Source organism: Butyricicoccus pullicaecorum DSM 23266 (assembly GCF_900167005.1).
GTDB lineage: Bacteria > Bacillota > Clostridia > Oscillospirales > Butyricicoccaceae > Butyricicoccus > Butyricicoccus pullicaecorum.
The window spans coordinates 208,095-223,377 of sequence record NZ_FUXW01000003.1 but is presented as its reverse complement, the minus strand read 5'-3'; the positions used below and the strand labels follow the sequence as shown (position 1 = coordinate 223,377).

11 protein-coding genes and 1 pseudogene are annotated in these 15,283 nt (G+C 53.2%); 8 read left to right on the top strand and 4 right to left on the bottom strand.

Going from position 1 to position 15,283, the window contains the following annotated elements; genetic code table 11:
* Nucleotides 1–82 precede the first annotated feature (82 nt).
* From B5D52_RS08060 to B5D52_RS08025, 8 genes are all read left to right on the top strand, one after another.
* Entirely contained in the window at nucleotides 83–1,288 is a 1,206-nt protein-coding gene (locus B5D52_RS08060; RefSeq protein WP_016148238.1) for a GNAT family N-acetyltransferase, read from the top strand.
* The gene (brnQ, locus tag B5D52_RS08055) at nucleotides 1,285–2,622 is read left to right on the top strand and encodes a branched-chain amino acid transport system II carrier protein (RefSeq protein WP_016148237.1); all 1,338 of its coding nucleotides are present in this window, start codon (nucleotides 1,285–1,287) and stop codon (nucleotides 2,620–2,622) included. Before B5D52_RS08060 ends, brnQ begins: the two co-directional genes overlap by 4 nt.
* Nucleotides 2,623–2,891: 269 nt before the next feature.
* Nucleotides 2,892–4,160, top strand: a complete 1,269-nt coding sequence (locus B5D52_RS08050) for a glycosyltransferase family 2 protein (RefSeq protein ID WP_242825650.1) — start codon at nucleotides 2,892–2,894, stop codon at nucleotides 4,158–4,160.
* A gap of 215 nt (nucleotides 4,161–4,375) precedes the next feature.
* Nucleotides 4,376–5,809, top strand: coding sequence for an alanine/glycine:cation symporter family protein (locus B5D52_RS08045; RefSeq protein WP_016148235.1), 1,434 nt, complete (start codon nucleotides 4,376–4,378; stop codon nucleotides 5,807–5,809).
* Nucleotides 5,810–5,971: 162 nt separating this feature from the next.
* Nucleotides 5,972–6,946: an ABC transporter ATP-binding protein gene (locus B5D52_RS08040; RefSeq protein WP_016148234.1), complete on the top strand. Its 975-nt coding sequence runs from the start codon at nucleotides 5,972–5,974 to the stop codon at nucleotides 6,944–6,946.
* Nucleotides 6,943–7,809: an ABC transporter permease gene (locus B5D52_RS08035; protein ID WP_016148233.1), complete on the top strand. Its 867-nt coding sequence runs from the start codon at nucleotides 6,943–6,945 to the stop codon at nucleotides 7,807–7,809. Before B5D52_RS08040 ends, B5D52_RS08035 begins: the two co-directional genes overlap by 4 nt.
* Nucleotide 7,810: 1 nt before the next feature.
* A complete protein-coding gene (locus tag B5D52_RS08030) occupies nucleotides 7,811–9,373 on the top strand; it encodes a GldG family protein (protein WP_016148232.1) in 1,563 nt (520 codons plus the stop codon).
* On the top strand, nucleotides 9,370–10,356 hold the full coding sequence (locus tag B5D52_RS08025; RefSeq protein ID WP_016148231.1) for a DUF4340 domain-containing protein: 987 nt from the start codon (nucleotides 9,370–9,372) through the stop codon (nucleotides 10,354–10,356). The genes B5D52_RS08030 and B5D52_RS08025 overlap by 4 nt, the downstream gene beginning before the upstream one ends.
* Before the next feature lie 324 nt (nucleotides 10,357–10,680).
* Here the strand turns inward: B5D52_RS08025 and B5D52_RS16700 are convergent, their stop codons facing one another.
* From B5D52_RS16700 to B5D52_RS16505, 4 genes and pseudogenes are all read right to left on the bottom strand, one after another.
* The gene (locus B5D52_RS16700) at nucleotides 10,681–11,796 is read right to left on the bottom strand and encodes a tyrosine-type recombinase/integrase (RefSeq protein ID WP_016148230.1); all 1,116 of its coding nucleotides are present in this window, start codon (nucleotides 11,794–11,796) and stop codon (nucleotides 10,681–10,683) included.
* Nucleotides 11,797–11,900: 104 nt separating this feature from the next.
* On the bottom strand, nucleotides 11,901–12,194 hold the full coding sequence (locus B5D52_RS08015) for a hypothetical protein (protein WP_016148229.1): 294 nt from the start codon (nucleotides 12,192–12,194) through the stop codon (nucleotides 11,901–11,903).
* A gap of 23 nt (nucleotides 12,195–12,217) precedes the next feature.
* Nucleotides 12,218–12,988 carry a MobA/MobL family protein gene (locus tag B5D52_RS08010; protein ID WP_016148228.1) on the bottom strand — a complete coding sequence of 257 codons (771 nt, stop codon included), beginning with the start codon at nucleotides 12,986–12,988 and terminating at the stop codon, nucleotides 12,218–12,220.
* A 23-nt stretch (nucleotides 12,989–13,011) separates the two neighbouring features.
* Nucleotides 13,012–14,641 (bottom strand): annotated as a pseudogene (locus tag B5D52_RS16505) (type IV secretory system conjugative DNA transfer family protein).
* Between the last annotated feature and the right edge of the window lie 642 nt (nucleotides 14,642–15,283).

The window sequence follows — 15,283 nt, the reverse complement described above, 5'->3', positions numbered from 1 at the left end:
GCAGGCTATGGCGTATCGCATAAAAATGTTGTATGATAAGGTGAAATCAAATCGGAAGAAGAGAGAAAGGAGTGGAAAAACTATGAAAACCATCCTGTTTGATATGGACGGCGTGCTGGTCGCCACCGAGCGCATGCATTATGAGGCGCTCAACCGGGTACTCGACCGCGCAGTCGGGCGGACGATGGACTGGGGATATTACACCCAATTCATCGGTTCGACCACGACTTTTTTCTGGAGCACGCTCGATCGTGACTTTGGACTGAACGGCCAGACCGATGCGCTGCATCAGGCCTACACCCAGCAAAAGATCGAATTTTTGAAAGAACGCGGACATACCCCGGTGGACGGTTCGCCCGAGCTTGTGCGTGCACTGGCGCGTCGCGGCTATCGCATGGCCGTGGCTTCGTCCTCGCCCATGTACGAGATCACCGAAGTCGTTACGGCACTCGGTCTGGACGGCTGCTTTGAATTTTTGATCTCGGGCGAGACGGTGGAGCATCCCAAGCCCGCGCCAGATATCTTTTTGCAGGCAGCGGCGCACATGGGTGTACAGCCCGAGGACTGCATCGTTATCGAGGACTCGTCCAACGGCGTACGTGCAGCCAAGGCGGCAGGTATGACCTGTATTGCGCTGCGCAACCCGGATTCGGGCAATCAGGATTTGACTCCGGCGGACATCATCATCGACGCACTGGGTGACGCCCTGCATCAGATCGCTGGTCTGACATATCTGGCGACCGACCGTCTGTGCCTGCGTCCGTTTACGCTGGATGACGCACCGGCGCTCTATGAACTGTGCAGCGATCCCGAGGTCAGCCGCCTGACCGACTGGAAACCGCATGAGAGCGTGCAGGAGAGCGAGGACGTGCTGCGCACGGTCTTTATGGGGACGGATACCTGGGCAATCGTGCGCGGATTCGACCGTCGTCTGATCGGCGCCATCGGCCTGATGGCTGACCCCAAGCGAGACAATCCGCACGCCCGCATGCTGGGTTACTGGTTGGCTACCCCGTATTGGGGACTGGGCTATGCGACCGAGGCTGCAAAGGTTGTCTGTGCAGAGGCTTTTGAGGAGATGGGGGTGCAGCTCATCTCGGCGTACTATTATGCCGACAATACTCGTTCTCAGCGCGTGCTGGAAAAGCTCGGCATGCGATACGAGGGCAGACTGCGCGCGGCATCTCGTACCTGGGACGGCAGAATTTTTGATGAGGTGTGTCTGTCCAAAAGCCGCACCGAATATTTACAGGACTGCGCGGACGCGCAAGGGAGAACCAACGAATGAAATTAAATGTACAATCGCGCCTGCTGGTCGGTCTGACGCTGTTTTCCATGTTTTTTGGAGCGGGCAATCTGATTTTTCCGCCGTTTCTGGGTGAACAGGCCGGCACGTCGGCCATTCCGGCGCTCATCGGCTTTTGCGTGAGCGCGGTCGGCCTGCCCATGCTGGGTGTTATTGCGGTCGCAAAGTCGGACGGCCTGCCCGTTCTGGCCGGACGTGTCCATCCGATCTTCGCGTCGGTCTTTACCTTTTTAATTTATCTGTCCATCGGTCCCTGTCTGGCCATTCCGCGTACGGCGACGACCTCGTTTGAGATTGCAGCCGTACCGTTTTTGCCCGAAGGAATTTCCAATGGCACGGCGCAACTGATCTATTCGATCGTATTTTTTGCGGTTGCGTTGGCACTGGCGCTCCGACCGGACAAGCTGACCGATCGCTTGGGCAAACTGCTTGGCCCTGCACTGCTGACACTCATTCTGGTCGTCTTTGTCGGCTGTCTGCTGCATACCTTTGATGCACCGGGCGAGGCTGTGGGCGCGTATGTCAAGAACCCTGCCGTTACCGGTTTTCTGGAAGGCTATCAGACCATGGACACCATTGCGGCGCTCAATTTTGGTTTTATCATTGCCCTCAATATCCGGGCAAAAGGCGTGGAAGATAACCGGTTAGTGGTCGGAGAAACCTGCCGTGCGGGCGTGCTGGCGGGCATCGTTCTGCTGGCCGTTTACAGCGCACTGACCTACATCGGTGTGCAGTCGGGTACCATCTTTTCGGGTGCGGCAAACGGCACCGAGGTATTGCGTTCGATCGTGCTCGAACTGTTCGGGCAGGGTGGACTCATCATCCTGGCGCTCATCTTTGCCATCGCCTGCCTCAACACCTGCATCGGCCTGATTTCGTGCTGCAGCGACTATTTCACCAAGATCTTCCCGTTCTGGGGCTATCGAACCTGGGCGGTATTCTTTGCTGTGGTCAGCATGCTCATTTCGAACATTGGCTTAAACCAAATCCTCAAGGTATCGGTTCCGGTGCTGGGTGCCATTTATCCGGTCGCCATCGTGCTCATCGCGCTGGCATTCGCGCATCCGTTCATCGGACGCTTTACGCTCATTTATCCGGTGTCCATCCTGCTGACCGGTGTTGTCAGCGTGCTGGCATCGCTCGACGGTCTTGGCGTTGCGCTGCCCGGCATGGGTGCGCTGCGCATGCTGCCCTTCTATGGCGACAGCCTGGGATGGGTGCTGCCGGCGATCGTTGGTGTCATTTTGGGTATCATCCTTTCAGCTGTGACCGGCAAAAATCGACCGTCTGCGCAGTCCGTGCACGAGGTAAAATGAAAACCGGGATTTGTGCATAATGGATAAGAACGACGCGAGAAATTGGCGAAAATCAGACCGCTATCTGTGCGGTTCATCTGGATTTCAAAAATGCAATGCACAACTTGCCGATACTTTGTCATTTTTATGGTGCGCTTTTGGCACAAATGCTTGTTGCCTCTGCGCAAATAAATGGTATAATATCAGGCGGAAAAGATTGAGGATTGTACAATTAGGCACGGCAGAGGCTGCCGGAGCCGGATATGGCGGGGCCATTTGGAGGAATTAAAGTGTTACAGTTCATACAAGGGTTCAACCTGCTGATTTTTGCATTGTTTACCGTGTTCTATGCCTATCAGCTGTTTTATGTCGTCGCTGCGCTCTGGCACGATCGCAAGCGTACACCCATGCCTGAGGCAAAGAAACAGCACAAGTTTGCGGCCATCATTTCCGCACGCAATGAGCGGGCAGTGATCAGCGAGCTGGTGCGCAGTATAAAAATGCAAAATTACCCAGCAGAGCTCTTAGACGTATTCGTCGTTGCGGACAACTGCACCGACGATACCGCAGAGGTTGCCGAACGCGCGGGCGCGATCGTATTCAAGCGCTTCAACCGCACCGAGGTCGGCAAGGGATATGCGCTCGATTACGCGTTCCAGCGCATTGAAAAGGAATATGCATCGGCAGGCTATGAGGGCTACTTCATTTTCGATGCCGACAATCTGCTCGACCGCAACTATGTGGCCGAGATGAACAAGGTCTTTGACAGCGGCTATCGCGTCATCACCAGCTACCGAAATTCCAAGAATTTCGACTCGAACTGGATCTCGGCAGGCAGCGCACTGTGGTTCCTGCGTGAGTCCAAGTTCTTGAACAATTCGCGCATGATCCTGGGCACCAACTGTGCGGTGTCCGGCACCGGTTTCCTGGTTGCCTGCGATGTACTGCGTGCACGCGGCGGCTGGAAGTACCATCTGCTGACCGAGGATATCCAGTTCTCCATCGACTGCGCCTGCGAGGGCGAGCGTGTGGGCTACTGTTCGACCGCTGTGCTCTATGACGAGCAGCCGGTCACCTTTGAGCAGTCTTGGAATCAGCGTCTGCGCTGGTCGAAGGGCTTCTATCAGGTATTCGCACGCTACGGCCGCAAGCTGTTCGGCGGTGTAGTGAAGCGCCGCAGCTTCTCGTGCTACGACATGCTGATGACCGTTGCACCGGCCATGCTTCTGACTCTGGCTTCGGTTGCAGTCAACGCATTCCTGCTGGTCAGCGCACTGCTGAGCACACCGGTTGCAGTCGGCGTGGTTCGTGTCACCCTGTCGTCCATTCTGTCCTCCTTCGGCGGATTTTATCTGACCCTGCTGTTCTTCGGCGCGGTTACGGTAATCACCGAGTGGAAGCACATCAATACCACGGCAGCGCGCAAGGTGCTTTACACCTTCACCTTCCCGCTGTTTATCTTCACCTACATTCCGATCGCGATTGTCGCACTCTTCCGCAAGATCGAGTGGAAGCCGATTGCGCACACGATCAGCAAGTCGATCGAGGAATTCCAGTGATTATTCTGCGGCTGACCTCTGCATGAATCTGACAAAGAGTCCTGCAATATGCAGGGCTCTTTTTGTATGCTTTGGCTAGAAAACTTTGTCCGGGTTCGGATACTTTGCCAGTTTTTCGGACAAGCTAAAGAAGATAATTGATTCATCCTTGTAATTTTTCCGGCTTTCCTGTATGATAGATGTACTATGCACGGAAAAAAGATAGGAGGAACTGAATGCTGAACGAGTATTTAGGAAGCTTGAACAACTTCATGTACACCTACATTCTGATCTTTTTGCTGATCGGATCGGGTGTATACTTCACCATCCGGACGGGTTTTGTCCAGATCCGGCGCATCGGCGACGTTATGCGCATCCTCAAGGAGAAATCCCGCGATGATGACGGTGTCAAACAGGTGTCATCCTTCCAGGCCCTTATGATCTCCACCGCTTCGCGTGTTGGTACGGGCAACATCGCGGGCATTGCGGCGGCGATCGCGACCGGCGGCCCGGGTGCGGTGTTCTGGATGTGGCTGATGGCGGTCATCGGCGGCGCATCCGCATTTATCGAGTCTACACTCGCCCAGCTCTACAAGGTCAAGGACGGTGATTCCTTCCGCGGCGGTCCGGCGTACTATATCCAGCGCGGTATCGGCAAACGCTGGCTCGGATGCCTGTTCTCGGTCTTTCTGATTGCCTGCTTTGCTTACGGCTTTAACGGCCTTCAGACTTACAACATTGCAACCGCAATCAAGTTCTATATCCCGGATTTTGACAACAGCATGTGGCCGATGATCATTGGTATCGTCATAGCGGCGCTGACCGGTCTGGTTATCTTCGGCGGCGTACACCGTATCGGTTTCATCACCTCGGTCATCGTTCCCATTATGGCAGGCGGTTATATTCTGATTGGTCTGGTTATGATCTTCACCCATCTGTCGGCTGTTCCCGGCGTATTCAAGGAGATCTTCAGCCAGGCATTTGACGCACAGGCAATCGTCGGCGGTTTTGCTGGCAGTGCAGTCGTAACCGGTATCAAGAAGGGCCTGTTCTCCAACGAGGCTGGTATGGGTTCTGCACCCAATGCAGCAGCTTCGGCAGCTGTCTCTCACCCGGCAAAGCAGGGTCTGATTCAGACGCTGTCGGTATTCCTCGACACGCTGGTCATCTGCTCGACCACCGCGATGATCCTGATGGTTTCCGGTGTACCGGTTTCGCAGGACATCACCTATGTTCAGGACGCAGTCAGCGGCACCTTCGGCCCGATTGGTATCCTGTTTATCACCATTGCGATTTTCTTCTTCGCATTCTCCAGCTTGGTGGGCAACTACTACTACACCGAGTCCAACCTGCGCTTTATCAAGGACGACAAGCGCCTGCTGTTTGTCTTCCGTTTGACCTGTCTTGCTGCTATTTTCCTTGGCGCCCAGGCAAGCTTTGACACGGTTTGGAACCTTGCAGACATCCTGATGGGCTGCATGGCGATCGTGAACATCTTTGCCATCCTGGTATTGGGCAATCAGGCGCTCAAGGTGCTGGCCGACTACGACCGCCAGCGCAAGGAGGGCAAGGACCCTGTATTCTTCGCAAGTCACATTGGCATGAAGCCGGAAGAACTCGACTACTGGCACGATGAAGATCATGTGCCCGGTTGGGATACGGAAAAGTAAATGCATAGTACCGGAACTCCACTTTTGTGGAGTTCCTTTTTTGTTGCCGAAACGCCTTATAATGTACACACAATCTACCCGGATTGTACATAGAGCGGTCATCCAATCTCCTCAATTGAACGATAAGATAGCCATAAGGACTACGGAGGGAGGAACCCCAAAATGATTGAAGTACAAGATTTGGTCAAGCGATACGGCGGTTATCTGGCGGTCGACCACTTGAGCTTTTCGGCAGAGAAAGGGCAGATTTACGGTTTTCTCGGGCCGAATGGCGCAGGAAAAAGTACGACGATGAACATTATGACAGGCTGTCTGGCACCGACCAGCGGCACGGTCATCGTGGACGGTATGGACTTGCAGCAGGAGCCGGAAAAGGTCAAACAGCGCATCGGCTATCTGCCCGAGCTGCCGCCGCTCTACCCGGAGATGACTGTGCGAGAATATCTGACTTTTGCGGCAAAGCTCAAGAAAGTCCCCAGACTCGAACAGTTACAGCAAGTGGTGCAGGCGATGAGCAAGACCGGCCTGCTGGAAGAGCAGGATCACCTGATTCGCACGCTGTCCAAGGGCTATCGGCAGCGTGTAGGACTGGCCGCAACCTTGCTCGGCAATCCGGATGTTGTCATCCTGGATGAGCCGACCGTCGGTCTTGACCCCAGACAGATTCTCGAGATTCGTGACCTCATCCGCTCGCTGCGCGAAGAGCATGTCGTGATTCTGAGCTCGCATATTCTGTCCGAGGTCAGCGCGGTCTGTGACTACATTTTTATTCTCTCTCACGGCAAGCTGGTCGCGAGCGATACCCCGGAAAATCTGGAGGCGCAGCTGCACGCAGGCGGTGCACTGTGCGCAAGCGTGCGGGCAACGCCGGAAGAGATGCGCACACTGTGCAGCACGATGCTGCCCGGCATTCCGGTTGAGATCAGCGCAGGCGCACGTGCCGGTCAAACCGAACTGCGCTTCGGTGCGGTGGATGACCGCGTCACCGAGGATTTCTTCTATGCGTGCGCCGAGGCTAAGAATCCCATTCTCAAGCTCGAACGGGAAAAGGCATCGCTTGAGGAAATCTTCCTCGAGCTGACCGATGACCATACCGATGCAGAACTGGTTCTTGAGCGAGAGGAGGCGGGCGCATGAAAGCCATTTTTTCACGTGAAGTACGCTCGTACTTCCAAACCATGCTCGGGCCGGTGTTTATCGCGATACTGACCGCGATGACAGGCATTTACTTCATGGTTTTGAATCTGGTCAACGGCTACCCGTATTTTTCGGCCACGATCGGAAATATGCTGTTTATGCTCATGGTTGCAGTTCCCATTCTCACCATGAAGTCGTTTGCGGAAGATCGTCACAGCCATGCCGAACAGCTCATGCTGTCCGCACCGGTTACGGTCTGGGATATCGTTTTGGGCAAGTATTTTGCAATGGTGGCAGTGTTCGCCATCCCGTGTCTGCTGTTTTGTTTATGCCCGCTGATTATCATGACCGGTGGTACGGCAAGTCTTGGAAGCGACTGGGCGGCAATCGGCCTGTACTTCCTGCTGGGCTGTGCGTACATCGCCATTGGCATGTTCCTGTCTTCGATCACCGAGAGCCAGCTCATCGCCGCAGTTGCCAGCTTCGGCGTACTGCTCGTGCTCTATCTGTGGGATGCACTGGCTGAGTATTTCCCGACCAGCGCACGCGGCAACCTCATCGGCATGATCGTGATTGTCGCCCTGCTTGCCGCTCTCTACTACGCGCTTGCACGCAATCCCTATGTTGCGGTCGGTGTGTTTGTTATCCTGACCGTAGCGCTCATCATCGCATATCTGGTCAGCAGCACGACGTTTGAAGGACTGATGGCCAAGACGCTGGGCACCTTTGACGTCTATACCGGCTTTGTCGAGCTGGCAAACTACCGCCTGCTTGATTTGACCGCGGTTGTACGCTATCTCAGCCTGGCGTTCTTTGGCGTTTTCCTGACCGTGCAGTCGTTACAGAAGCGGAGGTGGGCATAACATGTTCGGGAGAAAGAAACAGAATGAGGCAGGCCAGACCGAGCCGCAGACCAAACCGCAGGACAGACGCATTCATCTGTCTCTGCCGCGTCCGTCAGGTGCTGCCATTAAGCAGTCGCTGCACGCAGCCGGTTTCCGGCATGGTTCGTACAGTGCAGGTATGACCGCCATCGTGCTGGCCATCCTGATTGTTGTCAATATGCTGGTGGGACTGCTGCCGACCAGTACCCGCATGCTGGATTTGACCAGCAACAGCCTGTTTGAGATCGGTGACACGACAAAAACGGCGATGGAGGAACTGAGCGAGGATGTCACCCTGACCATCGTCTCTCAGCCAGACTCGCTGGATACCCGTATTCAGCGTCTGGTAGACGAGTACGCATCGCTGTCCAGCCATATTTCGGTTGAGACAGTCGACCCGGTACTGCATCCGGCAGAGGCGCAGGAATTGGGTGCCGAGGATGGCACAGTCGTTGTCTCGTGTGAGGCGACCGGCGAGAGCCGCAATATCCTGTTCAGCGAGATTATCACACACACCTATTCCATGTACAGCTATGAAGCGGTCGAGGATTCGTTCGACGGCGAAGGTCAGCTGACCGCAGCTATCGTCAGCGTATCCGCGCCGACCGATCATGTCATCTATACCACCGAGGGACACGGTGAACAGTCGCTGGGCTCGAGTATTCAGGATGCCATTGATAAGGCAAATCTGAGCACTGACACGGTGAATCTGGTCGTAGATGGCGGCATTCCGGAAGACTGCGATCTGCTGGTGATCAATGCACCGCAGAAGGATTTGGATGCAACCGAAACCCAGGCTATCAAGGACTATATGGCCAAGGGAGGAAACGTCATCATCCTGCTCGCACAGACCGAGAATGACCAGCCCAACCTCAATGCACTGCTTGCAGCCTACGGTATGCAGCGCCAGAACGGCTATATTGCCGATGCCGAGCGCTATTACAGCAACGGCTATGACATCTTCCCGGAGATCTATACCGGTACGTCGATCACAGCCGATATGACAAGCGACTCTCTGATTCTGCTGTATAATGCGGTAGGTATGCTTGAGACCGACCCGACCGTCGAGAATGTGACGCTCAGCACGGTGATGCAGACCAGCACGAATGGTTACCTGGTGACCAACGAAGGTCAGACCCAGGGACAGTATCTGCTGGGTGCGATTGCACAGCAGGAGGTAACAGCGGAGAGTGGAGAAACCACGGAAACTACCGATGAGACTTCGACCGATGAGACGACCGAAGAAACCACAGAAGAGGCGGAGACCCTGACCGCGACCATGTGCGTTTTGCCGGCCAGCCTGATCGACGACAGCATCATCGGTCAGTTCAGCAACCTGAGCAATCAGGATCTGTTTATGAACGCTGTGACAGCAAACTTTGACGATGTCAGCAACATTTCCATTCCGGCCAAGTCGCTTTCGACCTCGTATAACCTCATTACCGGCGCAGGTGCATGGGGGATGCTGTTCATTGCCATCATCCCGCTCGGCGTGCTCGGTGTCGGACTGGCACACTGGCTGCGCAGAAGGAGACGGGTATGAAAAAGCAGACGAGAAATCTTTGTATCGCAGCCGCGGCGTTTATCGTGCTGGGCGGCGCGTATATTGCACTGGCAGGACAGCAAACCGAGGAAGAAGAGACGGTCGCAATCGAGGAACTGACCGATCTGGATGTCACCGATCTGACTTACACCAACACAGAGGGTACATGGCATCTGACCAAGACCGACGATGCGTGGAGTTATGCCGATGACGCGGCTTGTCCGATCGATAGCACGGCGGTGCAGGAGTTTGTCGACGAGATCGAAGAGATCACGGCCGACCGCAAGCTGGACAATCCGGACGCCGATGCTGATTACGGACTGGATGCCCCGGACTATACGATGGAGTTGTCCGACGGCAGCCAGACCGTGACTGTGACCGCTAGTGTGCAGGATAGCGTGACCTATTTGAAGGCAAACGATACGGTCTATGCAACGACGGCTTACCTGCCTGAGGGTCTTGATCAGGGCTTGAATGGTTGGATTGAATACGAGAACATTCCGTATGCAACCGAGGATTCCCTGACCGAAATCGTTTGGGGAGATACCACGGTGACCCGTGTGCTCGAAGAGGAGACTGCTTCTGCCGACGAGAGTGAGGCGAGCGAGGCGTCTGACAGCGAGGACGAGACCGAAGAAGAGGAAGTCGCCAAGTGGCAGATCACCGACGCATCGGGCACGCGCACGATTGAACAGGATAGCACAATGGATACGTTCCTCAATGTTGTGCGTAATCTGTACGTTCTGTCGTGTGCCGACTATGGTGTGACCGATACCGCACGCAAGCAGACGTATGGTCTGGATGCACCGCAGACCCTTAAGGTCAGCTATACGACTGAGGACGGTACCGCATCTTATACCATCACTATTGGTGCTTCCGATGGCAACGGCGGATACTATGCGATGCTGGACGATAACGGTATCGTGCTGGTACTGGAAGCCGAGGGCGTGGATACACTGCGTTCGGTAGACCTCAGTGCATAAAAAGAATAAAACAATCCCTTTTCTGAAGAAAGGCATCCCGGCCGTGTGGTCGGGGTGCCTTTCGTTTTTCATGGGAAAGAGAAATTTTATAAATAAAAAAGTCCTTGAAATCATCGTAAAGATGAGATCAAGGACTTTTTGGCACGCCCGAAGGGACTCGAACCCCCAACATTCAGAACCGGAAGGAAATGGGTTTTGGATATAAAATGATATGAAAAAGAGAGGGTGTTATATGTAATAGTAGCTTGATTTGATGTAAAAGTTGCGAAATTTGATAGAGGACTTTACAGAACAGAGCTGAGAAATCGGGCGTTTCAGAGCGGTTTACGGTGCACTTTGTCGTGAATTTGTCGTGGTATTGCTGGAACCAGACAACGCAGATCGCAGTGCTTCCACCTCGCTATGTACATAGGTGTTTGCAGTGACTTCAATGTCGCGGTGCCCGAGGTACTGCTGGATGGTGTAGATATCCACACCACGCCGGCGCAATGCCGTGCCACAGGTATGCCGCAATTCATGTGGGGACAGGCGCGGAATCTGAGAGGGGAGGGTATCCATGAATTTGGTAAAGGCTCTGGCGAAACCATTTGGATCCCAAGGCTTTCCAACCGCGTTGGGGAAGATGTACGCGCCATGCCGGGGAATGGAAGAAAATACCTCAAGACACTCATCGGAGAGCGGCAATACACGATGTGAGCCATGTTTGGGCTCAGTGATGGAGACCACGCCGGATGTAACGCGAATTGATCGGTCGATCCGAATGGTGCGTGCTTTGCGATCGATGTCAGACCATTTAAGTCCACAGAGTTCGCCGCGACGCAGACCAAGTTCGAGCAGGATGTATGCAGCAGGGAAGTCCATGCGGGCGCAGTATTTTACAGTCGCGATTTGCTGGTCGGTATAAACACGCTTGGTTTGTTTTTGCGCTGTGCTTGTAAGCCGGATATGCTTGGCAGGATTGCGGCAGGCAATTCCGTTCTCACAGGCGCAATCAAAAACAGCGGACAGGCACATCTTGATCTTTTTGAGATATGACAAAGACAGATTGCGATGCTGGTTGAAAAAGCGCTGTACGTCAATCGGTTGAATCGCGGCCAAATCGGCATCGCCGAAAAAGGGAATTAGATAGCGCGTAATAGGGAGATAATAGGACGAGTGGTAGGTATTCTGCGTGACGGACGAGTGTTTATAGGTCTCCAGCCACTGCATTGCCCAATGTGAAAAGGAGGTGTCATGCTGTCCTGCACCGGATACGGATTGACCGGTCAGAGCTGATACCTGAGAGGCGATGATGTATTCTTGTGCCTTGGCTTTTGCGTGTGCCAGACTCTTGCTGGAATAAAATGATTTACGTATTGCTTTGCCGTGCAGATCTTTGCCGATCGTTGCCTTGTACTCGTAGCTGCCGTCGGCTCGTTTCGTTGACTTTTTTCTGGGCATATATGAGGTTTCCTTTCTAATTTGATGAATTTGGGGTCAAGAAAACCGCTCCTCCAAATATGGATGGAGCGGCTTCTCTACTGTGTGATCATGTAATTTTGCAATTATTGGATTAGTTTGGGATCTTCCCGCATCGCCTTGATGACGAATTCGGTGTACCAAGTGTACAGCTTGACGGTCGATATGAAAAAGGTTCGATTGGTTGCGGTCTCACGTAGCCAGCCCATTCCGAACGGACAACGCTGTGCCATGACCATGGCCTCAAGAGAGGCGCGGTCAATGCCGAGAAGTTTTGCAACTTCGCCAAGGGGAACTTTCTGGGGATAGCGATTACAGAGCGCGGTGAGCTCGTCGAGCTGGTTGGCAATGCATTCGGGTACGTCTGCGACAATTTTCATGGTGTTCAACCTTTCTTGTGAATTTAACGTGTGTAATCGAGGTCGTAATAGGGCAGATGAGGTTTTTGGCAGAGTTCGCGCATCTTATTTTCTCGTTCGATGGCACGTTTTCGATCTCCAGCGGGTGTGCGTTCGCCTCGCTGTTCTTTTCGCCAGTCGATACGGCTGAGGTGAATGGTAGGCACGCGATTGATACCCTGCACCTCCAAGCTTTCGTGACTGACCCGGATATCTAGGCCGCAGCGTGCATAGGCTTCGTTTTGTACGTTGGCCCATTGCTCGCGCCAGTGCTGGATATACGGGCGCTTGTCGTGTTCGCGATCCTTTTTTTCGCTGAAACCGCTGGGCTCGACAGCGCGTGTTGGAACGATGATATGTACGTGTGGGTTGTTTTTGGAAGGGTCCGATGGATTTCGGCCCCCGTGAATTGCGGAGATAGCGCATAAACAGTATTTTATGAAATTGTCTGTGATATATGTAGCGACAATATTTTGCAGTTCCGCAAAAGGGAGTTCGTTCGGTAGAGAGGCTTTGAACTCCCGCGCAGTTCTGGCATCGCAGCGTCGTTCGGCAGTTTCGATGGCATTGCAGAGTGATTGAAGCTCATAAAACTCGGAAGGTGCATGCTGCGGCTGGAAAATCCGGCATTCGAGCACGTCGTCTCTGCGGTTATAATAGATTCTCCGGTTGTAACAATCAGAAAGCCGTTCGCCGCTGATGTAGTTCACGAGTCGGGTGAGTGATCGCCCTTGGCCGCGGCTGATTGCCTGTACTTCAAGATGGTAATTCGCCATGATGTTTCCCTCTTTGTGTCCACTTACACATTGGTTGTTACGAGCTGTACAGCTCGCTCCTGGAGCTCGTGCAGATACGGAAAGTTGGACAGTACTTCTAAGAATACAGCGAAGTTTTGGAAGCGTTTCTGGGTCTCCTCCTGGGTCGTACCGGGATCGATTTCAAGGAGCTTGGGGAAGTACTGAATGACCAGCTCGCCGACGATAAACTTGCGCCGCTCGTCCTTCTTTTTTTGCGCTGCTTTTGTCTGACGCTGTGTTTTGCGTTGCTGCTGTTCGAACTGCTTCGCGCGTTCGCTTGCATTTTTTTGACGTTCTTCCATAGTCGACATGACGCATTCCTCATTTTCTTGTTTGGGGATTTGTGTGTTGTGGTGTAAAATCAACTTTTCGAGAGCGACGTTATCCGGCTCGTCGTGTACGATTTTCGTCAGGATATCCTTGTAGCTGCCGATCGGAGAGCTGCTTTTCTCGACCTCGAAGAATCCGCTGGGCGTGAGCAGAAGCACATCGTGCAATGCCCCAAGCTCGTGCGGATGGATAACCCAGTCGCGGGTCTCGCTGATCTGCAGACCGAAGCCGGATTTACTCATATCCCGGTCGAGTTGTTTGCTGATGCCATGCTGCCGTTGGATCGTGGTACCGATGAGCTTGCTTAGGCACTCTTGAGTTTCGGGATCATTGGCACGCAGGATGGCCTGATACTGGCAATTATCGAAGATGATGCGGCGATCTTCCGAGCCGTAGAATTTGTATGCTCTGTACGAAAAGACAGATATTAACCTTCTTGCTGCGGAGGGTAGACAATGCAGCGGTCATGTTGTCGAGCTTGCCAAATCGTGCAAACTCATCCATGAGCAGCAAAAGCTGTGGATGTGCAGCGGATTCAGGGGTGTAGCGTTCGGGACGGCGTTCGAGATAACGGAAAAACTGCGCGTACATGAGGTTGATCGCTCCGCTCCATTGTTCTACCTTGTGCGCAGGGATTCGCAGAAAAATCTGATATTTTTGCAGATCCTCCCAAGTAAAGCAGGGGGCAGATTCGCGTTTGCCGCGAAGCGCGTGAGAAATTTGCGGATCAATCGCGAAAAGTATCAGATGGTTGCGAAGGCCACGATCGACGGCAGCCACGGTTTCGGCTTTCATTTCCGAAATCTCGCCGAGCAGAGCCCGAATGCGTATATCAGAGCTTGCACGCAGCGTGGATGTGAGGGCAGAAATTGATTCGGAAACGATCATCGATACCGATTCGCTGAAGCTCAAGCCGCACTGGAAGTAATACAAAAGTGCCGCTGCGAATACTCCCTGTTCGGTCTCCACCCAAAAGGGCTGTTTATCTTCGGGTGACAGCGGAATGATGGAGCGCACGATGTCCCAGATGTTGCTGAGGAGATTGCTCTCATCGTCCGACAGGAGCCACCAGAACGGGTCGTAACTGGGACTGCCTGGCTCTGTGGGATCGAAGATAATATGCGGCCGAGTTACACAACCTTACCGAAAGAGCTGCGCATAGTGATTGGAAAGCTCACCTTTGATGTCGGTCGCACAGATCGCACCGTGCCATGTGGAGAGCGTGGGCATTGCGATGTAGCGGCTCTTGCCGCTGCCGTTGCCGCCAACGACAATGATATTGCCATCGGAGCCTTCAGGCATACCAATGAAATAAGGAGCGGAACGAGTAGGGGCTTGACCGAAGTACATGCCAGAATCGAGCCCTTGCTGAAGTAGCAACGACCCAAAGTCTGGATGTTGTTCGGATTGATTTTTGTGCAGAAAATTGTGATTTTCGAATGCGATTGCACCGTTTCGTACGGTGCGATCGTACTCACACACACGGGCGAGATTTTTGCGAAATGGTTTCATGTTGAAAACTCCTTTGTGCCGCGGCTTTATCTTGAGTACAGTCTACCAAACCAAATGACAAAAAGTTGTGACAAAAATGAATAGGTAGAAAAGATGCGCAATGTTCAAATAGGGCATGTGGTGTGATATACTAAAACTTACTATAAAATGTGAAGGGCGGCATGCTGGTGGAGTTTTCAGGACATGAGCTGATGCAGAGAACAAAGAATTTTCGGTGGAATGTCACGACGTTAGAAAACGAGGAGAGTTTTTTGAACTGCATAATATTGCGTGACTTAGTGATTAAATTTAGTGAGAGTCGTTATATGGAAGGATTGAGTGCAGCAGAACGTGTTACGAAAATCTTAGAGAAGCTATGCAGCATGATAAGGAAAACAAAACAAGAAGCATCACTTTGCTATGATATTGCATCCAATATATCAGAAGTGTGTG

Coding starts and splice junctions, on each gene's coding strand:
- B5D52_RS16700 (WP_016148230.1), bottom strand. CDS start 11,796: ATGCCCAGAAAAAAGTCAACGAAACGAGCCGACGGCAGCTACGAGTAC.
- B5D52_RS08010 (WP_016148228.1), bottom strand. CDS start 12,988: ATGGCGAATTACCATCTTGAAGTACAGGCAATCAGCCGCGGCCAAGGG.
- B5D52_RS08030 (WP_016148232.1), top strand. CDS start 7,811: ATGTTCGGGAGAAAGAAACAGAATGAGGCAGGCCAGACCGAGCCGCAG.
- B5D52_RS08040 (WP_016148234.1), top strand. CDS start 5,972: ATGATTGAAGTACAAGATTTGGTCAAGCGATACGGCGGTTATCTGGCG.
- B5D52_RS08045 (WP_016148235.1), top strand. CDS start 4,376: ATGCTGAACGAGTATTTAGGAAGCTTGAACAACTTCATGTACACCTAC.
- B5D52_RS08025 (WP_016148231.1), top strand. CDS start 9,370: ATGAAAAAGCAGACGAGAAATCTTTGTATCGCAGCCGCGGCGTTTATC.
- B5D52_RS08060 (WP_016148238.1), top strand. CDS start 83: ATGAAAACCATCCTGTTTGATATGGACGGCGTGCTGGTCGCCACCGAG.
- B5D52_RS08015 (WP_016148229.1), bottom strand. CDS start 12,194: ATGAAAATTGTCGCAGACGTACCCGAATGCATTGCCAACCAGCTCGAC.
- brnQ (WP_016148237.1), top strand. CDS start 1,285: ATGAAATTAAATGTACAATCGCGCCTGCTGGTCGGTCTGACGCTGTTT.
- B5D52_RS08035 (WP_016148233.1), top strand. CDS start 6,943: ATGAAAGCCATTTTTTCACGTGAAGTACGCTCGTACTTCCAAACCATG.